Consider the following 24730-nt stretch of genomic DNA (forward strand, 5'->3'; position numbering starts at 1 on the left):
CGTTGTCCTCGCGCGGCCCCGGCATCGGCCCCGCTGTTCCGGCGCGTCCCGGCCCCGGTGTCCCGGCCGATGCGGCGCCGGCACGGTGGGTGCCGAGTCTCACCGCCGTCCGCCCGGTTTCGGCTCCGGTCGCACGTCGTGCTGTTCGCGTGGGCCGCGTGCCGTTGTCCTCGCGCGGCCCCGGCATCGGCCCCGCTGTTCCGGCGCGTCCCGGCCCCGGTGTCCCGGCCGATGCGGCGCCGGCACGGTGGGTGCCGAGCCTCGCCGCCGTCCGCCCGGTTTCGGCCCGGGCCGCACGTCGTTCTGTTCGCGTGGGCCCGGGATCGGCCTCGCCTTACCCGGCGCGTCCGGCTCTGGTGTCCCGGCAGGTGCCGCGTCCGGCCGCCCGGATCAGGCCCGTCGCACCCCGTCCCGCCCCGGCCACTCCTGGGCGTCCGGAAGCAGCGGGGCCAGGGTGTGGTGGCGCAGGGCGCCCCACCAGACGCCGGCGCCGTAGGCGAGGTCGTCGGCGATACGGGCCGGGAGCCACTGGTGCAGCGGCAGCGCGGGGCGTTGCGCGCGCCAGTCGGCCACATGGCGGGCCCAGGCGGCGGCCAGCAGCAGCCGCCCGTGCCGGGAGGCGGCCAGGGCCGGCACCGCCACCGGCCACCACGAGCGGGTGACCGCGTCCGCGAACATCCGGCCCGCACCCCAGTGGCCGCGCAGCGCAAGCGCCACCGACTCCTCGGCCGGTACCCCCACCCCGCGCAGTCTGCGCGGCAGCAGCGACGCGGTGATCAGGGCCGTGGCGGAGGCGGCGGCCGGTCGGCCCGCCGCCACGGCGCCCCAGCACGCCAGCGTCCACGGCGACACCCGCACCGGCGCCGCCGCGGCACCGTGCCGCAGCGCGAGCGGGGCGGCCGAGGTGCCGTAGTCGAAGCGCTGCCGCGCCCACGCCGACCACCGGGACCGGGGCGCGTGCCACACCTGGGCGGCCGGCTCGTAGCGCACCAGCTGCCCGTGGCCGGCCAGCCGCCACACCAGGTCGACGTCCTCGCCGAAGCGCATCGTCTCGTCGAACCCGCCCAGCGCACGCAGCGCGGACCCGCGTACGACCAGGGCGGCCGTCGGCACATAGCTGACCCGGCTGCCGGGGCGGACCACCGCCGGCAGCGGGCCCAGGTCGATGGGGGAGCGGTCCTGCTCGTAGCGGTCCAGCGCGCTGTCGCCCGGCCGGCTGCGCACGCGCGGTGCCACCGCGGCCACCCGCGGATCGGCGAAGTGCGGCAACAGGGCCTCCAGCCAGCCCGGTTCGGGCACCACGTCGGCATCCAGGAAGGCGATCAGCTCCGTGTCCGCCAGCCGCCAGCCGCTGTTGCGCGCGGCGGCCGGACCGCGCGCGGCCGGATGCCGCACGGTGGCACCGGGCAGCGGCACCGCGCTGCCGTCGTCCACCACCACCGCGGCGGCGAGTTCCGTCAGCCGCGCCAGTGTCTGCGTCACCTCGGGGCGGTCGCGGACCGGGATCACGGCGGTGACGTCGGCCTCGGTGAACGGGCCCGCGCTGTAACGGGGATGGACCAGACCGGCGGTGATCAGCTGCTCCGCCAGCCGCTGGAGCCGGGGCGCACCGGACACCGCCCGGCCCTCGAGCCAGCCGTCGACCAGCCGGGCCCCGGCCTCGCTCAGCCGCAGCACCCGGTAGGGCGAGCCGCCGAGCAGCGTACGGCCTCCGTCCAGCCGGCTGAGGGAGACATCCGGATCCAGACGCAGCGGGGCCGCCTCCGGCGCCGTCACCGCCGTACTCGATGTGCTCATGGCATGAAACCTCCGTCCGCGTGCACGACCGTGCCCGTGATGGCGGACGCCTCCGCACCGCACAGCCAGCACACGGCGGCCGCCACCTCCTCGGGTTCCAGAAGGCGCTCGACCAGCTGGTGCCCGGCGAAATCGGCGGTGTCCGGCAGCCCGTACAGGTCGGCGCTGGCCTGGAGCATGGGGGTGCGGGTGGAGCCGGGGGAGACGGCGGTGGCGGTCACACCGGTGCCGCGCAGGTCGGCGGCCAGCCCCCGGATCAGGCCCACCACCGCGTGCTTGGCCGCGTTGTACCCGGCCAGGTGCCACAGCCCGTGGTGGGCGGCGGCCGAGGCGAGCGCGACGAACCGGCCCGAGCGCGGCCCGGGTGCGGCCAGCATCCGGGGTACGGCGGCACGGGCCAGGTTGGCCACCCCGCGCACCCCGATGTCGAACAGGGCGTCCCACTCGGCGTCGGTGGTCTCCCACAGCGGCCGCCCGCCGGCCATCACCGCGGCGGCGGCCACGGCCGCGTGCAGGTGCCCGGAGCGCCGGTGCGCCAGCTCGACGGCCGCGTCGAGGGCCGCCTGGTCGCGTACGTCGGCGACCACCGGCAGCACCGCGTCCGGCCATCGTTCCGCCAGCGCCGACAGCTCCTTCTCGGTGCCCAGCGGGTAACCGACGCCCGGCAGATCCCGGCACACGTCCACGGCCACCACCAGCCAGCCGTCCGCCGCCAGCCGCTCCACCACGGCCGCGCCGATGCCGCGCGCCGCGCCGGTCACGACGGCCGTGCGCCGCCCCCCGGACTCGGGTGCGTTCTCCAACGCCGGTCCCCTTCCCACCGTTCAGGCCCCTCGCGCCGGTGCGTCCACGCCGTGCCCCCGCAGCTCGGCGAGGAGCAGCTCGGCCGCCTCCTCCGCGGAACCGGGGGTGACCACCCGGGGCGGGGTACGGGGCGGGGCGAGGGCACCGGTGAGCGCGAGCAGCCGCTGCCGGGTGCCGCCCTCGGGGGCGGGCAGCGCCCTGGGCCGCGGCCGGTACGGGCGCATGCGACCGGCCCGCACCCCGGCGCCCTCCCGCGCACCCACCCGCACGACGGCGATGTCCGCCCGGCGCGCGGCGAGGGTCGCGGCGAGCGCCGCCCGACGGGGCCGCACGGTCCCCGGCTCCACCGAACACACCGCGGGCAGCGGCACCGCCAGTTCCTCCGCGCGTCCGCCGTCCAGCCGCCGCACCGCCCGCAGCGGCACCCCGGCGGCGGTGTCCGCCCCGGCCGCCAGCTCCGTCAGCCCCAACGCCTGAGCGGCCCCCAGCAGCCCGGCCAGCAGAGCCGGGGTGGCGCCGGTGCCCCGGTCCAGTGAGCGGTCCCCGCACACCACCACCCGCGGCAGCGGGCCCCGGGCGGTGAGCCCGGCCAGCAGGCTGTGGGCGGTCGCCGCCTCGTCGTCGTCCGGACCGTCGACGCGCAGCACCTCGTCGGCGCCGGCGGCCAGGGCCTCGCGGAGCATCTCCTCGGCGCCCGCGGGTCCCACGGTCACCGCCAGGCAGCGCCCGCCGAGCCGCTCGGCGAGCCGCAGCGCGTGCTCCAGAGCGCACCGGTCCGCGGGGGAGGCCCCGGCCGCGTACGGCGCGCTCGGGGCCTGCCCCGTCAGCGGGTGCGCGGACGCGCGCGGATCCGTCCAGCGCAGGGCGGCGGCCACCAGCACGGCGCTCACCCCTGCCGGAAGGCGACCCCGTGGCCGCCCTCGGGATAGGTCCAGCTGAGCGCGCCGGGCGCGTCGCACACCTGGTAGCAGGTGCCGCACTCGAAGCACTGCTCGTAGTTGAACAGGATTCCGCCGTCGTCCGTGGGCACGAACAGCGCGGCGGGGCAGGCGTGCACACAGGCCCGCACCTCGCAGGACCGGCACACATCGGTGTCCACGGTGATGTGCGCGCGCTCGGCGACGCGGAAGTCCACCGTGGCCATGCGGTCCTCGAAGGACACACCGGCACGGTGGGCGTGGGGACTGGACTGGGTCATCGGAAGGACCTCACTGCGGTGAACGCGTCGGACAGCAGATGGCGCAGCCGCACACCGCGCCCGCGGGCCGCGTCCGACAGCAGCCGGCGCAGGCCCGGCTTGGGACGCGGGTTGTCCACGGTGAAGAACCCCTGGGCCACCTCGCACAGCAGCCCCGGGTACGACCGCTGCACCCGGTCGGAGAAGACCAGCCCCGGCACCCGGCGCAGCCTGCGGTGGTCGGCCAGCACGAAGGACTCCTCCAGCAGGCGCCGGTAACCGGCCAGCCCCGCACGGGAGGTGTCGCCCGCGGCGACGGCGGCGGCCGCGGTCCGGCCGGCGTACATGCCGGCCGCCAGCGCGTAGTTGACGCCCTCCAGCCAGACCCCGGCGGCCAGGCACATCGCGGCCGCGTCCCCGGCCACCAGCATGCCGTCGGTGACGAGTTCGGGCATGGTGTCGTAGCCGCCCTCGGGGATCAGGTGGGCGGAGTACTCCTTCAGCTCGGCGCCGCGCAGCAGCGGGGCGATTGCCGGGTGTGCCTTCAGGCCGGCCAGCACCGCCTCGGGCCGTTCCCCGGACGCGGCGAGCCCGGTCAGCGACAGCACCACGCCGACGCTGACCGACTCCAGGTTCGTGTAGAGGAAGCCACCGCCGGGGATGCCGCCGGTGCAGCCGAGGACCTCGATGTCCTGGCCGTGCCGGCCGCTCAGCCCGAACCGCTCCTCGATGACCTCGCGCGGCAGGGCCAGGGTCTCCTTCACGCCCAGCGAGGTGTGCTCGGCCTGCTTGCCCGGCACCTTCGCGAACAGCCCCGCCTCCTTGGCGAGGAAGGAGTTGACGCCGTCACAGGCGATGACGAGCCGGGCGGTCAGATCACCGTCCGGACGGTCGGTGCGCACCCCCGTGACCCGTCCGGCGGCGTCCCGCAGCAGACCGGTGGCCGTGGTCGACGGCACCAGCACGGCACCCGCCTCCTCGGCCCGTGCGGCGAGCCAGCCGTCCAGCTCGGCACGGAAGGCGGTGGCGCCGTTGTACGGGGGGCGGCCCCAGTCCTCGGTGCGGAAGTCGACGGTGAGCGCCTGGCTGTCGGTGAGCAGCATGGTGGAGCGCCGGGTCACCCAGCGCTGCACCGGCATCTGCTCCCACCAGCCGGGCACCAGCTCGTCCAGGACCCGGCCGTAGACCACGCCGCCGTACACGTTCTTGGCGCCCGGGTAGGGCCCGCGCTCCAGCAGCGCCACCGACAGCCCGGCGCGCGCCGCCTCCAGCGCGGCGGCCGACCCGGCGGGTCCCGCACCGACCACGACGACGTCGAAGGCGGGCCCGGAATGCGTCTCAGGCGGCATCGCCCACCTCCCGCAGCTTGCGGGTCAGCGCGGCGAGCACGGCGGGCGCGTCGGCCACGATGCCCAGGTCGGCCATGACGGTCATCGGGCAGTACGGGTCGGTGTTCACGCTCACCACATGGCGCGGCGAGCCGAGCCCGCCGGTGTGGTGCGGGGCGCCGGACACACCGAAGGCGACGTACACGTCGGGGTCGACGGTCACGCCGGTGGTGCCGATCTGCCGGGCGTACTCCAGCCAGCCCGCGTCGGTGACCACCCGGGTGCCGCCCACCGCCATGCCCAGCGCGGCTCCGGCCTCGGCGAGCAGTGCCACGGCCTCGGGGCCGCCCAGCCCGCCGCCCGCGCCGAGCACCCCGCGGGCGGCGGCGAGATCTCCGGCGTCGGCGGAGGTGTCGAGGTCGGCCACATGCACCGCGTCCGGGGCGGCGGCAGGGCCGCAAAGCGTGAGTTCGCGCGTCTCCGCGGGACCCGGCACGGGCACCGCCCCGCGCAGCCCGGGCTCCAGGGTGGCCACGAAGGGGCCGTCCGCGGTCAGTTCGACCAGTGCGCTCCCGCCCATACGCAGCACGTCCGCGCCGTGCGGCAGCACCTGAAGGGCGCCGGCGAGCAGCGGCCGCCCCAGCTCGGCGGCCAGACGCGGCGCCAGGTCCCGCCCGTCGGGGGAGGCGGGCAGCACGACCGTGTGCACGGGGGCGAGCAGCGGCGCGAGCGCGACGGACAGGGCGGCGGGCGAGGTCCCGCTCTCGGCCGTCCACACCCGCCGGGCGGCGACGAGTTCCCGAGCCCCCGCGGCGGCCCGCGAACCGGCCACCAGAGCATGCCCGTTCGCCTCGGCCACGGCCTCGTCCGCGCCCGACGGCAGCACCCCCTCCCGTACGACGAGCACGGCCACCCGGTCGGGCAGGTGGGCGCTCACAGCGCCGCCCCCGCCCGGTGGCCCTCGACGACGGCGGCGTGCGCGCGGCGCGGCGCCAGGCAGTCACCGGCCCGGTGGACCGGGAACGGGGCATCCTTCAGCGCGTGCCACAACGCGTCCTCCGGTGCCTGGTGCACGGCGCACACCACCCAGTCGTAACGTTCCCGCGCCGTGGTGCTCGTGGTGTGCGTGAGGATGTCCAGCTCCACTTCCCCGTCCCCCTCCCCGCTCGGCCGGGCCCCCGTCACCACCTGGTCGGTGGCGTGCGCGATGCCCTTGGCGTGGGCGCGCACGCCGTACGTCTCCAGGTCGAGCGTCAGGCCCAGGTCCTGCCCGACCACCATTCCGGGCGTGCTGATCCGCACCCGGCAGCCCCGGTCGGCCAGCAGCTCCGCCACGGACGTGGCCTGGTGGAAGCCGAGTTCGTCGACCACCAGGACCCGCTGCCCGGCCTGCGGAGCGGCCCGGCCCTCCAGCACATCCCGCACATCCACCACACGCTCCAGGTCGCCCGCCCAGTACGGCGGTTGGGGCCGGGCCCCGGTGGCGAGCACGACCGCGTCCGGCGCCTCGGCGCGCAGCGAGCCGGCCGTCGCCTCCACGCCGGTGCGGATGTCCACGCCGAGGCGCACGCACTCGGCGAGCAGATTGCGCACCACGTCCAGGAACTCCGCGCGGCTCGGAGCACTCGCGGCCGTGGCCACCTGGCCGCCGGTGGCCGGGGCCCGCTCGTACAGCGTCACCCGGTGCCCGCGCTGTGCGGCCGTCGCCGCCGCCTGGAGCCCCGCCGGGCCCCCGCCGACCACCAGCACCCGGCGCGGCCTCGGGCCCGGCGCCGGCAGCGGCACCGCCTCGCGGCCGGCACGCGGGTTCTCGACGCAGCCCAGCCAGCGGTTCAGGCCCATCCGGCCCACGCACTCCTGGTTGCAGGACAGACAGGTACGGATGTGCGGGGTGTGCCCGGCGCGGGCCTTGGCGGCGAAGTCCGGATCGGCGATCTGGCCGCGCACCACACCGACCAGGTCGCAGTGCCCCTCGGCGAGGGCCCGTTCGGCCTGCACCGGATCCTTGATGCGGCCTACGCCGATCACCGGCAGCCGCACCGCCGAGCGGATGGCGTTGGAGACGAACAGGGCGTAGCCGGGCGGCACCGACATCGACGCCTCGATCATGTACAGGGTCGAGGTGGCCACGCCGATCGAGGTGTTGATGTAGTCGACCTTGCCGGTGGCCTCCACCAACCGGGCCGTGGCGACGGCCTCCTCGATCGTGGTGCCGCCGTCCAGCAGCTCGTCGCCGCACAGCCGCACTCCCAGCACCCGGTCCGGCCCGATCGCCTCGCGCACCGCGTCGACGATCTCCCGGAGGATCCGCACCCGGTGCTCCAGCGGGCCGCCGTAGGCGTCGGTGCGCAGGTTGGTGGCGGGGGAGAGGAAGCCGCGCACGATCGAGGAGTGCGAGCACTGCAGCTCCACCCCGTCGAAGCCGCCCGCCGCGCAGTGCCCGGCGACCGTGCCGTACCCGGCGACGATCTCGGCGATCTCCGCGGTGGTGACCTCCTTGGGCACCTCCCGGAACAGCGGGTCGGGCACCGGCGAGGGCGCCCACACCGGCAGCCGCGAGTACATCGAGGACGCCTGGCCGCCGTTGTGGTTGAGCTGGGCGAGGATCGGGGTGCCGTGCGCGTGCACGGCCTCGGTGATGCGCCGGTACCCGGCCACCGCCTCCGGCCGGAAGCCGTGGATGAGCTTCTCGTACGGCCAGTCGGTGGCGTGGGTGGAGTGCTCCTCGGTGATGATCAGCCCGGCCCCGCCGGCCGCCCGCGCCGCGTAGTACGCCGCGTGCTGCTCACTGGGCAGGCCGTCCTCGGCGTAGTTCGTCAGATGCGCGGAGAACACGATCCGGTTGGCGAGCGTCAGCGGGCCCAGCCGCAGCGGGGAGAACAGCAGCTTCAGGGCGCTCACCGCGGCGCACCCCCTTCGCCATCGCACAGCGCCCGGGCCGCGCGCCGCCCCTCCAGCAGGGCCTCGTACACCGTGCGCGGCGCCACCCGGTCGCCCGCCTCGACGGCGCCGTCCGGGGCGGTGAGCGAGGTGTCGGGCAGCCGGTGACCGCAGTGCACGACAGCCGCGCACGCCACCTTGTGCTGCTCGCCGGTGACGGTGTCCTCGACCAGTGCGGCGTCCGGGAGCACCGCCCGCAGCACCGCGCGCCGCAGCAGGGTGACCCCGGCGCGGGCGAGCCGCGCGTGCGCGTCCGCGAGGTCGCCGGTCAGGGCCAGCTGCGTGCCGGCCACCTGGTCCGGGGTGAGCAGCGCGGTCCGCCGGCCCTCGGCGGCGAGCCGCTCGGCGAGGGCGACGCCGGTCGCGTCCCCGACGGGGTCGTGGACGAGCACGGGCCCGTCCGGCACTGTTGCCCGGCCCGCGAGCAGGTCGGCCGCCTCAAGGACCTCGCCGCCGTCGACGTCGTGGCGGCGCGGCCCGGGACGCGAGCCGGTGGCCAGCACGACCCGGCGTCCCGTCAAATCGGAGATGTTTGCCGTGACTTGGGTGTGCACGACCACGCCGAGCCTGCGTACCTCCGACTCCAGCCAGTCCAGCAGCGGCGCCCAGCGCCCGCCCGTCACTCGCAGCATCCCGCCGAGCCGACCGGTGCGCTCCACCAGCTCCACGGGGTGCCCGTGGGCGGCCAGCACCCGCGCGGCCTCCAGGCCCGCCGGACCGCCGCCGACCACGAGGACGGCCTCGGCGGACGACGCCCCGGGAGGCACGCCGTCGAGCCTCCCGGGAGCGTCCGCCTCCCGCGCCGCAGCGGCCACGGACAACGGCCCCCGCCTCAGGGGGGTGTCCGGCGGGTCCTCGGTCTCGTGGCCGCTGCGGGGGTCCACGGCGCACGAGACCACCGGGTTGCGGTTGTCCCGTACGCGGCACTTCTGGTTGCACAGCACACACGGCCGCACCCGCTCGGGATGTCCCGAGCGCACCAGCGCGACCAGCTCCGGATCGGCGATCTGGGCGCGGGTCATCTCCACCAGGTCGGCGACCCCGTCGTCCAGCGCCCGCTGGGCCGCGCCCGGGTCGGTGACCGAACCCTGCAGCACCACGGGCACCGCCCCGGCGACCGCCGAGCGCACACCGGCGCACAGCTCGGTGTTGAAACCGGGCGGGGTGTGGAAGTCGGGGCGGGTGGCGGAGGCGGACATCGCCGAACCGCGCACCACCACCAGGTAGTCGAGCAGCGGCGCCAGCTCACGGGCGAAACCCCCGGCGTGCTCGGGCGTGATGCCGGCCCACGGCGCCAGCTCGTCGCAGGACAGCCGCAGCCCCACCAGCCGCCCCTCGCCCACGGCCTCGCGCACGTCCTGAAGCACCCGGCGGACCAGCAGCAGCCGGTCGGTGCCGTAGGCGTCCTGGCGCTGGTTGGTCAGACCGGACAGGAACTGGCGCAGCAGGCTGTACTGGCCCGCCTCGACCTCCACCCCGTGCAGCCCCGAGTCCACCGCGAGCCGCGCCGCCGCCGCGAAGCCCGCGCGCAGCTCGGCCAGTTCGGCCTCCTCCACCTCCATCGGCAGCTCCCGGCTCACCACGTCGGCGACCCGGGACGGAGCCCACAGCGCCGACTGGTGGTAGGCGGAGGAGCCCTGCGAGCCGGCATGGCCGAGGGAGGCCACCACCAGCGTTCCGTACGGCGCGCACGCGGCCGCGGTCGCTGCCCAGCCGGGGCCGCAGTCCGCGGCCAGCGGGGCCCGCTCGTAGGGCCAGTCGGAGGCGTGCACGCTCGCCGTCTCGGTGACGACCAGACCGGCGCCGCCGGCCGCGCGCCGCTCGTAGTAGGCGACGTGCCGGTCCGACAGCGCACGGCGGCGGGCCAGGTTGGTCTCGTGCGGCCCGAACACCACCCGGCTCGGGGCGGTGTACGGGCCCAGGGCTGCGGGCTCGGTCAGACGCATGGTCACGCGGCCCCCGGGCTGCCGGGCGCGAACCCGGCCAGCGGGCTGGTGTCACAGGACCGGTCCGGCACCCCGGCACCGGCCGGACGGCGCCCGATGGCCACCGGGACCGGACCGGAACGCGGACGGGTGCGGTGCGAGTGGTCGCCGGCCGGGCGCGGCGCCGCCCCCGCGCCGACCACGGCCAGCGCCCGCTCCCCGTTGCCCTTCACGCACTCCGGGTCCGGGCCGTCCAGCGGCAGCCCGGTGAAGAACTTCGCGGCCATGCAGCCGCCGCGGCAGGCGTCGTACGCCGAGCAGGCCGTGCACGCGCCGCCGGTCTGCGGGGAGCGCAGCTCGGCGAACAGCTCCGACTCGCGCCACACGGCGGCGAAGCCGCCCGGGGAGCGGACGTTGCCGGCGAGGAAGGAGTCATGGATGGCGAACGGGCAGGCGTACACGTCGCCGACGGGGTCGATCAGGCACACCACGCGGCCCGCCCCGCACAGGTTCAGACCCGGCAGCGGCTGCGCGCCCAGGGCGTTGAGGTGGAAGAAGGAGTCGCCGGTGAGCACGTTCTCCCCGTGCGCCAGCAGCCACTCGTACAGCGCGCGCTGCTGACCGGCGGTCGGGTGCAGCTCGTCCCACACGTCGGCGCCGCGCCCGGAGGGCCGCAGCCGGGTGATGCGCAGCTGGGCGCCGTAGGTGTCGGCGAGGGCCTTGAAGTCGTCGAGCTGGCCGGCGTTGTGCCGGGTCACCACCACGCTGAGCTTGAAGTCCCGCATGCCGGCGTCCGCCAGGTTGCGGATCGCGGCCATCGCGGTGTCGTACGAACCCGGGCCGCGCACCGCGTCGTTGACCTCCGCAGTCGCCCCGTCCAGGGAGATCTGCACGTCGACGTAGTCGCTGGCGGCCAGCCACCGGGCCCGCTCGGGCGTGATGCGCACCCCGTTGGTGGAGAACTTCACCCCGACGTGGTGGGCGGTGGCGTACTCGACCAGCTCCCAGAAGTCGGCGCGCACGGTCGGCTCGCCGCCGCCGATGTTGACGTAGAAGACCTGCATGCGCTCCAGCTCGTCGATCACGGCCTTGCACTCGGCCGTGGTCAGCTCCCTGGGGTCACGCCGGCCCGAGGAGGACAGACAGTGCACGCACGCCAGGTTGCAGGCGTAGGTCAGCTCCCAGGTCAGGCAGATGGGGGCGTCCAGGCCGCTCTCGAAGTGCTCGACAAGCTTCACGCTGCTTCCTCCAGGAGGTCGCCGGCCGGCTCCCCGGGGCGGGGCTCGATCACGCCGCCCGCGGCGAGGGAGGCGAGGGCGCCGAGGTGGGCGGCGCGTTCGGCGACGGTCAGTCCGGCCGCGTCCAGCGCCGCGTGCACATCCGGGTGGTCGGCCAGCGATCTGACGATCGCCACCAGCTGGGGCGTCTTCAGGAAGCACAGCCTGCGGGTGCCGAAGTGGTAGGCGAGCGCCCCGAAGGGCTCGGGGCGCAGCGCCACGCTCGGTGAGCACCGGTAGGGGCGCTGCGGAGTGAACACGGGCGACCTCCGGTCAGTAGACGCCACACATGCCGTCGATCGAGACCTCTTCGACGAGCAGTTCCTCGGCCACCAGCGGGTCGGGGGTGGACTGCGCCGCGTTCTCGCTCGTCTCGGCCGTCGCGTCGAATTCCATGGCCGACTCCCTTCGTGAAGACGTGCGTCATCGTCCAGGAAACGATGGTGCGTGGCCTTCGCGCGAGCAGTCCACCCCTACATATTTAGGGGGTGCTGCGCACTCCGTCCGGCCGGTTTTCGTCGCAATAATGAGGCGGGGCATTGCTCTCCGGCGAAACAAGTTTGGCTGAATCTGTTCCCTCATCTGTTCCATCGAGTAAAACGGGAGGGTCCTTATGGGCCGGGTGGCTGGAAAAGTCGCGGTGATCACCGGAGCGGGGCGCGGCCAGGGCCGAAGCCACGCCGTGCGGCTGGCCGAAGAGGGCGCCGACATCATCGCTCTCGACCTGTGCGAGGACATACCGGTCGCCGAATACCCGATGGCGGGCGCCGACGACCTGGACGAGACGGCACGGCTGGTCGAGAAGGCCGGCCGCCGGGTCGTCGCCCGGCGCGTGGACGTGCGCGACCGCGACGCGCTCAAGGCGGCCGTCGACGAGGGCGTGGCCCAGTTGGGCCGCCTCGACGTGGTCATCCCCAACGCGGGCATCCTGCCCATCGGCGCCGGGCGCCCGATCGGCGCCTTCACGGACACCGTCGACATCAACCTGAACGGTGTGATCAACACCGTGCACGCCGCGCTGCCGCATCTGGGCGAGGGCGCCTCCATCATCGTCATCGGCTCGGTGACGGGGCTTCAGCCGGGCCACGGCGACGTCTCTCCCGCCGGCCCCGGGTTCGCCGGCTACCGCTTCGCCAAGCACACCCTGGTCGAGTACGTCAACACGCTGGCCCAGCTGCTCGCCGGGACCGGGCAGCGCGTCAACGCGGTGCACCCGACCAACGTCGACACGCACATGCTGCTCAACGACGCCATGTACAAGACCTTCCGCCCTGACCTCGAGCAGCCCACCCGCGAGGACGTCGACCCGATCTTCACCGGCATCCAGTCGATGCCCATCCCGTTCGTGAACCCGATCGACGTCTCGCACGCGGTCGTCTACCTCGCCTCCGACGAGTCCCGCTACGTCACCGGTCTGCACCTGAAGGTCGACGGCGGCGCCACCGTCAAGCAGGGCCTGTGACGCCCCTCGCGGGCCACTTGGCGCACCGGCCGGAACCAAAGTGGAGAAGCGCTGGAGAACCGCTCGAGCGCAACTCGAAAAACGCCTGAGAAATAGGGGTATTTGATAGGGGTGGTTCTGGAGCGGTTAGGGGGTTCAGCCCGTGGCGACGGTCGCCGCGAGCTCGCTTAAATGGAACCTGGACTGGGGCTCTTGCACGCCGATGGGTCCGCGCGCATTTCAGGCGGGCTCGTACGGCGGCGGAACGAGCAGGGGTCGCAGCGACCGGTCGGTATGACACCGTGACAGCCGAAATTACGGCGACAAAGGACGCAGTTATGACCCCCACAGAAACAAGGGCAGGACGCAAGGAGTGGATCGCACTCGCCGTCCTCACCCTCCCACTCCTTCTGGTCTCGATGGACATCACGGTGCTGTACTTCGGAGTGCCGTCGATCGCCGCCGAGCTGAAGACCACCAGTAGCCAGCAGCTGTGGATGGTCGACATCTACGGCTTCATCCTCGCCGGCATGCTCATCACGATGGGCAGCATCGGCGACTTCATCGGCCGCCGCAGGCTGCTGCTGATCGGCGCCACGGTCTTCGGCGTCGCCTCGGTGGCCGCCGCGTTCTCCAACAGCGCCGAGATGCTCATCACCGCCCGGGCCCTGCAGGGTCTCGGTGGAGCCACCCTGATGCCCTCCACGCTGGCGCTGGTCACCAACATGTTCCGTGACCCCAAGCAGCGCAGCAGCGCCATCGCCGTCTGGTCGATCGGGCTGTCCGCCGGCGCCGCCATCGGACCCGTCATCAGCGGCAGCCTGCTCAACAGCTTCTGGTGGGGTTCCATCTTCCTGATCAACGTCCCGGTTTTGGTGCTCCTGCTGATCGCGGCCCCGCTGCTGGTTCCGGAGTTCCGCAACCCCGCCGCGAAGAAGTTCGATGCCTTCAGCTCGCTGCTCTCCCTCGCCGCAGTGCTCTCCGTGATCTGGGGCCTGAAGAAGGGGGCCATCGACGGATTCGACCGGCTGCCGCTGGCCAGCATCGCCGCCGGTCTCGTGATCGGTGCGCTGTTCCTGTTCCGCCAGTCGCGGCTCGAGGCGCCGATGGTCGACCTCAGGCTCTACCGCCGCCGAGGGTTCGCGCCGGCGATCTCCCTCAGCCTGATCGCCTTCTTCTGCCTGATCGGCTACGGCATCTTCACCACCCAGTACCTCATGAGCGTGCTCGGGATGCGCCCGCTGGAGTCCGCGCTGTGGACGATGGCCTCACCCGCCCTCACGTTCCTGCTTGTCCCGTTCGCGGTGGTCTTCGCACGCAAGGTGCGGCCCGCGTACATCATCGCCACCGCCTTCGTCTTCGGCGCCACCGGTTTCGCGGCCATGAGCCAGATCGGCGTCGACCGCAACATGACCCTGCTGGTCTACGGAGTCGTGGGCATCGGCGTGGGCTCGGCGATCGTGCTCACCATGGTCACCGACCTGGTCGTCGCCGCAGCACCGCCGGAGCAGGCCGGCTCGGTCTCCGCGCTCACCCAGACCCACCAGGAACTGGGGGGCGCCCTGGGCATCGCGGTCCTCGGCACCATCGGCGCGAGCGTCTACCGGCACCACTTCGACAACCACATCGGCTCCGGGGTGCCCGCGTCCGCGATCGGGCAGGCGAGGCAGACCCTCGGCGGCGCGGCCCAGACGGCCGTCAACCTGCCCAAGTCGCAGGCGGCCACCGTGCTGGACACCGCGCACCACGCCTTCGTCAGCGCCATGCACGTCACGGCCCTCACCGGCCTCGGTGTCGCGCTGGCCGCCGCCCTGCTCGCCGCCCTGCGGTTGCGGCACATCCCGCCCGGCCAGAACGGCGGCGAAACCGGCGAAGTCGCGCAGAGCGCCCCGGCTCCCCGGGAGTCGTACGTGCCGCAGCCCGAGGCCGCCGTGTTCCGCACCGCGGAGTGACCTGCTGATCCGCGCTCCGCTCCGACGAAGGACGGCCGGTGGCCGGGCGGCGTCGCCGCGCCGGCCACGGGAAACCGCTCCGGAATCCAGCTGAGCAGTTATTGAATCGACCCCCGTTCCGCTTAGCGGGCCGGGGGTCGAATTGCATTGTCGAGGCAGGTCGGTTAGGGGTCGCTAGGGGGTGGCCTGCAAAGCCCCCCCGACGATTAGCATTTCAGGGAATTCAACCTATCCCGGAGCTGACGCCGTGATTGAACTCCCCGAGGAAAACGGGTCACTGACGCCCTATCAGCCGAACCGCGAGCCGCGCGGATTCACCGCTGACAACACGCCGTTCCGCAGCCGCTCCGTACTGGCAGCCGCTCCGGTGCTGGGCGACCCGCTCGCCCCGAACGAACCCTTCGGTCCCCCCCTCGGTCCGCCGCCGCCGCAGGCCCTCGACTGGGAGGCCACCCTCGCCGTACGCCAGGAGCTGTGGGCGCACGGCTTCACCGTCGCCGAGGCCCTTGACACCGCCCACCGGGGCGCCGGCCTCGACTGGGCGACCGCCGCCGAACTGATCCGGCGTACCGGGGCCGCCGCCGCCGCGGCCGGGGGCCGGGTGGCCGCCGGGGTGTGGACCGACCAGCTCGACCCGTTCACACCGCACTCGCGGGAGGCCGTCGTCGCCGCCTACGAGGAGCAGCTGGACGTCGTGAACGAAGCCGGCGCCCAGCCGATCATCCAGGCCAGCGCAGCGCTGGCGGGTGCCGTACACAGCCCCGAGGAGTACGCCGAGGTGTACGCCCGCCTGCTGGACCGCTGCGCGGTCCCGGCCGTCGTGCACTGGCTGCTGCCCGAGTGGGTGCCCGGGCACGCCGGCTACTGGGGGCACCAGGACCCGGCCGCCGCCACCGACGCGTTCCTCGCCGTCCTCGCCGACAACGCCGGCAAGGTCGACGGCGTCAAGGTCGCGCCGCTCAGCGCGGACGCCGAGATCGCACTGCGGCGCAGGCTGCCGGAGGGCATCCGCTTCTACACCGGTGACTACGACACCTACGCAGACCTGATCGCCGGCGACGAGCAGGGCTTCAGCGACGCCCTGTCACCCGTGTTCACCCCGATCGCCCCGCTGGCCGCCGAGGCGTTCCGTGCTCTGGACGGCGGGGACACCGAAGCCTTCCGCAAGCAGCTCGGCCAGGCCCACGAGTTGTCCCAGCACCTCTTCCAGGGGCCGGGCCGCAGCACGCTGTTCTTCAAGACGGGGCTGGTGTTCCTCGGCTGGCTGGCCGGCCGCACGGACCACTTCCGGATGGTGTGGGCCGAGCACGGGGCGCGCTCCGTGCCGCACCTGGCCACGGCCTACCGGCTGGCGGACCAGCTGGGCCTGTTCCCCGACCCGGAACTCGCCGCCCACCGGATCACCGCGTTCCTCGACATGTCCGGGATACCGCAGAAAGGCAGCAGGCGATGACCCGCGCAGTGGTGCTCGGCGGTGGCATGGCGGGAATGCTCTCCGCCGCGGCGCTGGCCGACCACGCCGACGACGTCACCATCGTCGAGAGCGACCGTTTCCCCGAACGTCCCGACCTGCGCAAAGGGCTGCCGCAGGGCTACCACAACCACATGTTCATGAGCGGTGGGGTGCGGGCCGCCGACACCCTGGTGCCCGGATTGTCCGACGCCCTCTACGCGGCCGGGGCCAAGCGCCGTGGCATGCCGGCCGACCTGCTGACCCTCTCCGCCGAGGGCTGGTACCGGCGGCACCGCTCGGGTGACGCCCATGTGCTGTTGTGCAGCCGGGCGTTGCTCGACCACACCCTGCGCGAGCGGGTGCTGAGCAACCCGCGGATCAGGCTGGTCGAGGGGGCCAAGGTGACGGGCCTGGCCGGGTCCGCCGCCCGGATCACCGGCGTCCGCCTGGAACGGGACGGGGCGGCGGAGGAGACCCTCGCCGCCGACTTCGTCGTGGACGCCACCGGACGCCGTTCCAAGGCCGCCGACTGGCTGGCCGCACTTGGACTGCCCGCGGTCCCGGAGGACCGGGTCGACGCCGGATTCGCCTACGCCAGCCGACTGTACGAGGCGCCGCCGGGCACCCCGGAGAACTTCCCCGGGGTGTTGATCCAGGCGCAGAACGACACCGGCCGGCCGGGCCGCGGGGCCGCCCTGCTGCCCAACGAGGGCAACCGCTGGATCGTCGCTCTCATCGGCACCCGCGGCGGCCAACCACCCACCGACGAGCAGGGCTTCACCCAGTTCGCGCGCTCCCTGCGCGATCCGGTCGTCGCCGACCTCCTCGCCGCCGCCACCCCGGCGGGCCGCATCCAGGCCTATCGGGGCCTGCCCAACTGGCGCCGCTACTACGAGAAGCTGCCCCTGCCCGAGGGCTTCGCCGTCATCGGCGACGCCGCCACCATTCTCAACCCCAACTACGCGACCGGCATGTCGATCGCCGCGCTCGGCGCGGTCGCCCTGCGCGGCGAGGTGCGGCGCACCGGTTTCACGCCGGGTCTCGGCAGGCGGGCCCAGAAGGCGATCGCCCAGGTGTCCCTCGGCCCCTGGCAGATGGCGACCGGCACCGACCAGTGGTTCCCGGACGCCGAGTCCACCCTCAGGCGGGCTCCCGAGATGCTGCGCCGCTTCACCGCCCGCTACGCCCGCATGACCACCGAGAACGCCGCCCTGGCCGACGCCTCGTTCAAGGTGGCCGCGCTGGAGGCACCGCCGAGCAGCATGATGACGCTGCCCGCGCTGCTCACCGTGTTCCGCGGGCCCCGCGAGCCCTCTCTGACCCGCGACCAGGCGATCGCGCAGTACCCCGAATTCGGGCAGCTGCTCGCCCCGACAGTCGCCGGAGAGGAAAAGCCGCAGGCGGCATGAGGAACGAACGGACCGGCAGCCGGAATTTGTAGGGGCTGCCGGGCCAAGTAAGGGGTTGGCGTCCCGGTGCGCCCTGCTCAGGATTTGTATCAGAGTCCTTCTGCACGACGACACGCGTGATGTTCTTTTACCAATTCAAGGGGTGTCCTGGGTGAGCGGTGAGGAAATGCCTCCGGCAGTGCCGTGGCTGATCTCGGGAAAGAGCGCACAGGCGTTGCGGGCCCAGGCCGAGAAGCTGTGGAAACACGTGACGGACCGGCCCGCGGAGCGCCCGGTCGACATCGGTCTGTCGCTCGCCACGACCCGGGCCAGGCTCGGGCACCGGGCAGTGGTGCTCGGCACCGACCGCGACACCCTGCTCGACTCCCTCGCCTCCTTCGCGAACAGCGGCACCGGAGCCTCGGTCGTCTCCGGCGCCGCCGGCGGCGGTGAGCCGCGCACCGTCTTCGTCTTCCCCGGACAGGGCTCGCAGTGGGACGGCATGGCCGTCGAACTCCTCGACCAGTCCCCGGTGTTCGCCGCCCAGATGACCGCCTGCGCCCAGGCCCTGGCCGAGTTCGTCGACTGGGACCTGATCGGCGTGCTGCGCGGCACGGAAGGACAGCCCACCCTGGAACCGGTGGACGTCGTCCAGCCGGTGCTGTGGGCCGTCATGGTGTCGCTGGCCGCGCTGTGGCGCTCCTACGGCGTCGAGCCCTCCGCGGTCGTCGGGCACTCCCAGGGCGAGATCGCCGCGGCCACCGTCGCCGGCGCGCTCTCCCTGCAGGACGGCGCCCGCGTCGTCGCCCTGCGCAGCCAGGTCATCAAGGAGCGCCTCGCCGGCAAGGGCGGCATGATGTCCGTGCCGCTGCCCGCCGCCGACATCTCCCCGCGCCTGGCCCGCTGGGACGGCCGCCTCCAGTTGGCCGCCGTCAACGGCACCTCCACCGCCGTGGTCTGCGGCGAGACCGGTGCCCTCGACGAACTGTTCGCCGAGCTCACCGAGCAGGGCGTGCGGGTCCGCCGCATCCCCGTGGACTACGCCTCCCACTCGCACTTCGTGGAGGAGATCCAGGACCGGCTCGGCGAGGTCCTCGCGCCCGTGTCCCCGCGCTCGGTCCGGCTGCCGTTCTACTCCACCGTCACCGGCGACATCCTCGACACCGCCCAGCTGGACGGCGACTACTGGTACACCAACCTGCGCCGGACCGTCCGCTTCGACGAGGCCACCCGGGCCCTGCTGCGCGACGGCTTCACCCTCTTCGTGGAGCCCACGGCCCACCACATCCTCAAGAACGGCGTCCAGGAATCCGTCGACGCCGCCGGCAAACAGGCCGGCGTGGTCGGCTCCCTGCGCCGGAACGAGGGCGGCCTGCTCCGGTTCGCCACCTCGCTCGCCGAGACCTGGGTGCGCGGCGCCCCGGTGGACTGGGCCGCCTTCTTCGACGGCACCGACGCCCGTACGACGGACCTGCCGAGCTACGCCTTCCAGCGCAAGCGCTACTGGCTGAACGTCCCGACCCCGGGCGACGAGGTCGCCGGCATCGGCCAGGCCGTCGTCGAACACCCGCTGCTGGCCGCCGCCGTGGAGACCGCCGAGTCCGGCGGTCACGTCTTCACCGGCCGCCTGTCGCTGAGCACCCACCCCTGGCTCGCCGACCACGAGGCCCTCGGCGCCGTCCTGCTGCCCGGCACCGCCTTCGTGGAACTGGCCGTCCGGGCCGGTGACCAGGCCGGCTGCGGCACGCTGGACGAACTCACCCTGCACGCACCGCTCGTCCTGCCCGAGCGCGGCGGAGTGGCCCTGCAGGTGCTGCTCGGCGCCCCCGACGACTCCGGCGCCCGCACCGTCGGCATCCACTCCCGCGCCGACGGCGAGGACCAGCCCTGGATCCGGCACGCCTCCGGTGTGCTGACCGCACAGACCTCCGACGCCGGCTTCGACCTCACCCAGTGGCCGCCCGCCGGTGCCGAACCCATCGGCCTGGACGGCGCCTACGAGCGGCTCTTCGGCCGCGGCTACGCCTACGGGCCCGTGTTCCAGGGCCTGACCGCGGCCTGGCGGCGCGGCGAAGAGCTGTTCGCCGAGGTCACCCTGCCCGAGCAGGCACACGCCGACGCCCAGGCCTTCGGCCTGCACCCGGCGCTGCTGGACGCCGCCCTGCACACCGAACTCGTCGGCAGGCAGGGACAGGACGACGGCGAAACGGTCCTGCCGTTCGCCTGGACCGGAGTCCGGCTGCACGCCGTCGGCGCCACCGCGCTGCGCGTGCGGCTCGTCACCGACGCACAGGGCAACACCCTGCTCGAGGCCGCCGACACCAGCGGCAGCCCCGTCGTCAGCGTCGAGTCCATCGTGGCTCGCGCCGTCTCCGCCGGACAGCTCGAGGCCGCCGGCGGGCGCCGCGAACTGCCCTACCGCCTCAACTGGACGCCCCTCCCCCTGGACGGCACCGACCAGCCGGAGCCCGTCCACGTCTCCGGCCTGGACCAGCTCGACACCGACCAGCCCGTCCCGGCCACGGTGGTCGTCGACTTCGGCGCCCCCGCCGATGACGGCACCCCCGACGTCGTACACACCACCGCCCACCGCGCCCTGGACCTCGTACAGACCTGGCTCGGCGAGGAGCGCTACGCCGACGCCCACCTCGTCGTCGTCACCCACGGCGCCGTCGCCCTCCCCGGAGACCCGGCACCCTCCCTCGCCCTCGCCCCCGCCTGGGGCCTGCTGCGCGCCGCCCAGGCCGAGAACCCCGGCCTGATCACCCTGGCCGACCTCGACGGCACCCCAGCCTCCCGTGCCGCCCTCCCCGGCGCCCTGGCCACCGGCGAACCCGAGCTGGCCCTGCGCGACGGCACCCTGTTCGCCCCCCGGCTGGCCCGCACCACCGAACCCGCCGCCCCCACCGACCCGGCCGCCCTCGACCCCGAGGGCACCGTGCTGATCACCGGCGGCACCAGCGGCCTGGGCGCCCTCGTCGCCCGCCACCTCGTCACCACCCACGGCGTACGGCACCTGCTGCTGACCAGCCGCCGCGGCGCGGACGCCCCCGGCGCCGCCGAACTCCGGGCGGAACTCGCCGAGTCGGGAGCCGAGGTCACCCTCGCCGCCTGTGACGTCTCCGACCGCAGCGCCCTGGCCGACCTGCTCGGCACCATCCCCGAAGCACACCCCCTGACCGCCGTCGTCCACGCGGCGGGCGTCCTCGACGACGGCACTGTCACCGCTCTCACCCCCGAGCGCCTCGACACCGTCCTCGCCCCCAAGGCCGACGCCGCCTGGCACCTGCACGAACTCACCGCCGGCCACGACCTCGCCCTCTTCGCGCTGTTCTCCTCCGCCGCCGGCACCCTGGGCGCCGCCGGCCAGGCCAACTACGCCACCGCCAACGTCTTCCTCGACGCCCTCGCCGCCCACCGCCGCGCGGCCGGACTCCCCGCCACCTCCATGGCCTGGGGCCTGTGGGCGGAGGCCACCGGCATGACCGGGAACCTCGACGAGGCCGACACCGAACGCCTCCGCCGCCAGGGCTTCCCCGCCATGACCACGGCCGAGGGCCTCGCCCTGTTCGACCAGGCGCTCACCGCCGCCGAGCCGCTCCTGCTGCTGCTCCGCCTCGACCTGGCCGCCCTGCGCGCCCAGGCCGGCGCCGGCCACCTGCACAGCATCCTCGGCGACCTGGTGCGCGTCCCGGCCCGCAAGACCGCCCGCACTGGCGGCACGGACGCCTCCTCGCTGGCCGACCAACTGGCCCGGCTGCCGGAACCCGAGCGCGACACACTCCTGCTCGACCTGGTCCGCACCCACGTCGCCGGCGTCCTCGGCCACGACTCCGCCGACGCCGTCGAACCCGACCGGGCCTTCAAGGAACTCGGCTTCGACTCCCTGACCGCCGTCGAACTGCGCAACCGGCTCACCGCCGTCACCGGCCTGCGCCTGCCCGCCACCCTGGTCTTCGACCACCCCAGCGCCCGCGCCGCCGCCCGGTTCCTCAAGGAGACCGCGCTCGGCGGTGCCACGGCCCAGACGCCCGCGCCCGTCGCCACCACCGGCGCGGCCGACGAACCGATCGCCGTGGTCGCCATGGCCTGCCGCTTCCCCGGCGACGTGCAGACCCCCGAGGACCTGTGGCGGCTCGTCGCCGAAGGCACCGAGGCCGTCTCCCCCTTCCCCACCGACCGGGGCTGGGACATCGAGGGCGTCTACCACCCCGAGCCCGGCACCCCCGGCCGCACCTACACCCGCTCCGGCGGCTTCCTGCACGACGCCGCCGAGTTCGACGCGGAGTTCTTCGGCATCTCCCCGAACGAAGCGCTCGGCATGGACCCGCAGCAGCGGCTGCTGCTGGAGACCTCCTGGGAGGTCCTCGAGCGGGCCGGCATCGACCCCGCCACCCTCCGCGGCAGCCGCACCGGCGTCTACACCGGCGCCATGTACCACGACTACGCCAACTCCCGGGCCACCGGCTCCATCAACTCCGGCCGCCTGTCCTACACATACGGACTCGAAGGCCCGGCCGTCACCGTCGACACCGCCTGCTCCTCCTCCCTGGTCGCCCTGCACCTCGCGATCCAGGCACTGCGCTCGGGCGAGTGCAACCTCGCCCTGGCCGGCGGTGTGACCGTGATGGCCACCACCGAGGTACTCGTCGAGTTCGGTCTCCAGCAGGGGCTGTCCCCCGACGGCCGCTGCCGCTCCTTCGCCGAGGAGGCAGACGGCACCGGGTTCTCCGAGGGCGTGGGCCTCCTCCTCGTCGAGCGCCTGTCCGACGCCCGCGCCCACGGTCACCCCGTCCTCGCCGTGGTCCGCGGTTCCGCCGTCAACCAGGACGGCGCCAGCAACGGCATCTCCGCCCCCAACGGCCCCGCCCAGCAGCGCGTCATCCGCCAGGCCCTCACCAGCGCCGGCCTCACCCCGGCCGACGTCGACCTCGTCGAGGCCCACGGCACCGGCACCACCCTCGGCGACCCCATCGAGGCGCAGGCACTGCTGGCCACCTACGGCCAGGACCGCCCCGCCGACCGACCCGTCTGGCTCGGCTCCATCAAGTCGAACATCGGGCACACCCAGGCCGCCGCCGGCGTCGCCGGGGTCATCAAGGTGATCGAGGCCATCCGGCACGGCGTCCTGCCCCCGACCCTGCACGCCGACACCCCCTCCACCAAGGTCGACTGGACGGCCGGCAACCTGCGGCTGCTCGCCGAGGCCCGCGACTGGCCGGCCGGCGACGCGCCCCGCCGTGCCGCCGTCTCCTCCTTCGGCATCAGCGGCACCAACGCCCACGTCATCGTGGAACAGACCGAAGAGGCCACCGAGCCGTCCGAGCGGCCCACGGACGCTGACGCGCCGTCCTCCGGAGTCCTGCCCTGGCTGCTGTCCGGCCGCACCCCGCAGGCCCTGCGCGCCCAGGCCGCCAAGCTCGCGGCCTGGCTCGGCACCGGCCCGCGGGCCGGTGCACCGGAGATCGCCCGTGCGCTCGCCGTCGAACGCACCGCCTTCGAACACCGCGCCGCGGTCCTCGCCGAAGACCACGACCAAGCCCTGCGCACCCTCACCGCCCTCGCCGAGGGCGACCTCCCCGCCACCGCTGTCACCGACCGCGCCCGCACCTCCGGCCGCAAACTGGCCTTCCTGTTCACGGGTCAGGGGGCGCAGCGGCTCGGGATGGGCCGGGAGCTGTACGACGCCTTCCCGGTGTTCGCCGAGGCCTTCGACGCGGTCCTGGATGTGATCGACCTGCCGCTCAAGGAGGTCGTCTGGGGTGAGGACGCGGAGCGGTTGAGCCGTACGGAGTTCACCCAGCCGGCCCTGTTCGCGGTCGAGGTGGCGCTGTTCCGGCTGGTGGAGTCGTGGGGTATCAGGCCCGACTACCTGGCCGGTCACTCGATCGGTGAGTTCGCCGCCGCGCATGTGGCCGGGGTGCTGTCGCTGGCGGATGCGGCGAGGCTGGTCGTGGCTCGTGGCCGTTTGATGCAGGCGCTGCCGGAAGGCGGCGCGATGGTCGCCCTGCAGGCGACCGAGGACGAGGTCCGTCCGCTGCTGGTGGATGGTGTCGGTATCGCGGCCGTCAACGGTCCGAGCGCCGTGGTGGTTTCCGGTGTGGAGGCGGAAGCGCTGCGGATCAAGGCGCACTTCGAGGCGGAGGGCCGTAAGACCACCCGCCTGAAGGTCTCGCACGCCTTCCACTCCCCGCTGATGGACCCGATGCTCGACGAATTCCGGGCGATCGCAGCGGAGTTGGAGTACGGCAGCCCGAACATCCCGATCGTCTCCACCCTCACCGGCACGACCGTCGACGCGGACGAGATCGGGACCCCCGAGTACTGGGCCCGGCACGTCGGCGCCACCGTGCGCTTCGCCGACGCGGTGCAACAGCTGGCGGCGCTGCGGGTCGGCACGTTCCTGGAGATCGGACCGGACGCGGCCCTGACCGCCACCGGGCCCGACTGCATGGCCGACGCGGACGAGGCCGACGCCGTGTTCGTGGCCGCGCTGCGCCGGGGCCGCGAGGAGCGGCGGGAGCTGACGGCCGCGGTCGCACTGGCCCACTGCCGCGGTGTCGCCGTCGACTGGACGGCGTACTTCCCCGAGCACCCCTCCGGCAGGGTCGAGCTGCCGACGTACGCCTTCCAGCGCCGCCCCTACTGGCTCGCCGAGGCCGGCGCCGGAGGCGTCGTCGCCATCAGCGGCACGGTCGGCGCGGCAGAACCCGACGACGCCGACACCGGGCGCTGGGGAGAGATCCTCGCCCTGCCCGACGGCGAACGGGAACGGGCCGTACTGACGCTGGTGCGCGACCAGGTCGCCGCGGTGCTCGGCCACGAGTCGGGCGACGCCGTCGAACCCGACCGGGCCTTCACCGAACTCGGCTTCGACTCGGTCGCGGCGGGCGAACTGCGCAAGCGGCTCACTCGCCTCACGGGCTACCACCTGCCGGCCACCCTGGCCTTCGACCACCCCAACTCCCATGCCGTGGCCGCGCTGCTGCTCCAGGAGGAGACGGCGGGAGAGGCCGGACCGGCCCAGCCGCTGCTCGCCGAACTCGACCGTGTCGAAGCGGCCCTGTCCGCCGCCCCCGAGCTGAACGGCGACACCGCCCGGATCACCGCCCGGCTCGAGGCGTTGCTCCGTACCTGGCGGGACGCCCGCGGCAGGACGGCCGAGGAACAGCAGGACGACGACTTCACCACGGCCTCGGACGACGAACTCTTCCAGGCCCTGGACAACCTCGAGATTGGTTCATGAGC

The 24730-nt window shown here is 74.1% G+C and carries 16 protein-coding genes; 5 read left to right on the forward strand and 11 right to left on the reverse strand.

The annotated features are described in order from the left end of the window. Positions 1 to 390: 390 nt before the first annotated feature. The 11 genes from mftF to mftA are packed head-to-tail and all read right to left on the reverse strand — an operon-like array spanning position 391 to position 11644. Positions 391 to 1797 carry a mycofactocin biosynthesis glycosyltransferase MftF gene (mftF, locus tag ACWDEN_RS41635; RefSeq protein WP_450863144.1) on the reverse strand — a complete coding sequence of 469 codons (1407 nt, stop codon included), beginning with the start codon at positions 1795 to 1797 and terminating at the stop codon, positions 391 to 393. Then, positions 1794 to 2600 (reverse strand): mycofactocin-coupled SDR family oxidoreductase, encoded by an 807-nt coding sequence (locus ACWDEN_RS41640; protein ID WP_450863146.1) that lies wholly within the window; start codon positions 2598 to 2600, stop codon positions 1794 to 1796. The genes mftF and ACWDEN_RS41640 overlap by 4 nt, the downstream gene beginning before the upstream one ends. A gap of 21 nt (positions 2601 to 2621) precedes the next feature. After that, complete coding sequence (locus tag ACWDEN_RS41645) at positions 2622 to 3491, reverse strand: mycofactocin-associated electron transfer flavoprotein beta subunit (protein ID WP_450863148.1); 870 nt, start codon at positions 3489 to 3491, stop codon at positions 2622 to 2624. After that, complete coding sequence (locus ACWDEN_RS41650) at positions 3488 to 3799, reverse strand: ferredoxin family protein (protein ID WP_351613838.1); 312 nt, start codon at positions 3797 to 3799, stop codon at positions 3488 to 3490. The genes ACWDEN_RS41645 and ACWDEN_RS41650 overlap by 4 nt, the downstream gene beginning before the upstream one ends. After that, complete coding sequence (locus tag ACWDEN_RS41655; RefSeq protein WP_351613835.1) at positions 3796 to 5127, reverse strand: FAD-dependent oxidoreductase; 1332 nt, start codon at positions 5125 to 5127, stop codon at positions 3796 to 3798. The genes ACWDEN_RS41650 and ACWDEN_RS41655 overlap by 4 nt, the downstream gene beginning before the upstream one ends. Next, entirely contained in the window at positions 5117 to 6043 is a 927-nt protein-coding gene (locus tag ACWDEN_RS41660) for a mycofactocin-associated electron transfer flavoprotein alpha subunit (RefSeq protein WP_450863151.1), read from the reverse strand. The genes ACWDEN_RS41655 and ACWDEN_RS41660 overlap by 11 nt, the downstream gene beginning before the upstream one ends. Next, positions 6040 to 8007: a mycofactocin system FadH/OYE family oxidoreductase 2 gene (locus tag ACWDEN_RS41665; protein ID WP_450863153.1), complete on the reverse strand. Its 1968-nt coding sequence runs from the start codon at positions 8005 to 8007 to the stop codon at positions 6040 to 6042. The genes ACWDEN_RS41660 and ACWDEN_RS41665 overlap by 4 nt, the downstream gene beginning before the upstream one ends. Next, positions 8004 to 9992, reverse strand: coding sequence for an oxidoreductase (locus ACWDEN_RS41670; protein ID WP_450863164.1), 1989 nt, complete (start codon positions 9990 to 9992; stop codon positions 8004 to 8006). Before ACWDEN_RS41670 ends, ACWDEN_RS41665 begins: the two co-directional genes overlap by 4 nt. A gap of 2 nt (positions 9993 to 9994) precedes the next feature. Then, positions 9995 to 11209: a mycofactocin radical SAM maturase gene (gene mftC / locus ACWDEN_RS41675; protein WP_450863155.1), complete on the reverse strand. Its 1215-nt coding sequence runs from the start codon at positions 11207 to 11209 to the stop codon at positions 9995 to 9997. Further along, a complete protein-coding gene (mftB, locus tag ACWDEN_RS41680; RefSeq protein ID WP_351613824.1) occupies positions 11206 to 11508 on the reverse strand; it encodes a mycofactocin biosynthesis chaperone MftB in 303 nt (100 codons plus the stop codon). Before mftB ends, mftC begins: the two co-directional genes overlap by 4 nt. A gap of 13 nt (positions 11509 to 11521) precedes the next feature. Then, positions 11522 to 11644 (reverse strand): mycofactocin precursor MftA, encoded by a 123-nt coding sequence (mftA, locus tag ACWDEN_RS41685; RefSeq protein ID WP_351613821.1) that lies wholly within the window; start codon positions 11642 to 11644, stop codon positions 11522 to 11524. A gap of 217 nt (positions 11645 to 11861) precedes the next feature. Here mftA and ACWDEN_RS41690 point away from each other — a divergent pair, with 217 nt between their 5' ends. The 5 genes from ACWDEN_RS41690 to ACWDEN_RS41710 all read left to right on the forward strand — a co-directional run bounded on the left by ACWDEN_RS41690 (position 11862) and on the right by ACWDEN_RS41710 (position 24728). Further along, positions 11862 to 12710, forward strand: coding sequence for a mycofactocin-coupled SDR family oxidoreductase (locus ACWDEN_RS41690; RefSeq protein WP_351613818.1), 849 nt, complete (start codon positions 11862 to 11864; stop codon positions 12708 to 12710). Positions 12711 to 13027: 317 nt separating this feature from the next. Beyond that, positions 13028 to 14641: an MFS transporter gene (locus ACWDEN_RS41695; protein WP_351613814.1), complete on the forward strand. Its 1614-nt coding sequence runs from the start codon at positions 13028 to 13030 to the stop codon at positions 14639 to 14641. 247 nt (positions 14642 to 14888) lie between these two features. Beyond that, positions 14889 to 16094 carry a DUF993 family protein gene (locus tag ACWDEN_RS41700; RefSeq protein WP_450863158.1) on the forward strand — a complete coding sequence of 402 codons (1206 nt, stop codon included), beginning with the start codon at positions 14889 to 14891 and terminating at the stop codon, positions 16092 to 16094. Then, positions 16091 to 17503, forward strand: coding sequence for an FAD-dependent oxidoreductase (locus ACWDEN_RS41705; RefSeq protein ID WP_351613808.1), 1413 nt, complete (start codon positions 16091 to 16093; stop codon positions 17501 to 17503). Before ACWDEN_RS41700 ends, ACWDEN_RS41705 begins: the two co-directional genes overlap by 4 nt. 151 nt (positions 17504 to 17654) lie before the next feature. Then, positions 17655 to 24728: an SDR family NAD(P)-dependent oxidoreductase gene (locus ACWDEN_RS41710; RefSeq protein WP_450863160.1), complete on the forward strand. Its 7074-nt coding sequence runs from the start codon at positions 17655 to 17657 to the stop codon at positions 24726 to 24728. Positions 24729 to 24730: the final 2 nt, after the last annotated feature.

This window comes from Streptomyces sp. NPDC001153, assembly GCF_053598315.1.

Excerpts from the sequence above, each read along its gene's own strand:
- mftF (WP_450863144.1), bottom strand. The coding sequence starts at position 1,797 with ATGAGCACATCGAGTACGGCGGTGACGGCGCCGGAGGCGGCCCCGCTG.
- ACWDEN_RS41650 (WP_351613838.1), bottom strand. The coding sequence starts at position 3,799 with ATGACCCAGTCCAGTCCCCACGCCCACCGTGCCGGTGTGTCCTTCGAG.
- ACWDEN_RS41655 (WP_351613835.1), bottom strand. The coding sequence starts at position 5,127 with ATGCCGCCTGAGACGCATTCCGGGCCCGCCTTCGACGTCGTCGTGGTC.
- ACWDEN_RS41670 (WP_450863164.1), bottom strand. The coding sequence starts at position 9,992 with ATGCGTCTGACCGAGCCCGCAGCCCTGGGCCCGTACACCGCCCCGAGC.
- mftA (WP_351613821.1), bottom strand. The coding sequence starts at position 11,644 with ATGGAATTCGACGCGACGGCCGAGACGAGCGAGAACGCGGCGCAGTCC.
- ACWDEN_RS41690 (WP_351613818.1), top strand. The coding sequence starts at position 11,862 with ATGGGCCGGGTGGCTGGAAAAGTCGCGGTGATCACCGGAGCGGGGCGC.
- ACWDEN_RS41695 (WP_351613814.1), top strand. The coding sequence starts at position 13,028 with ATGACCCCCACAGAAACAAGGGCAGGACGCAAGGAGTGGATCGCACTC.
- ACWDEN_RS41705 (WP_351613808.1), top strand. The coding sequence starts at position 16,091 with ATGACCCGCGCAGTGGTGCTCGGCGGTGGCATGGCGGGAATGCTCTCC.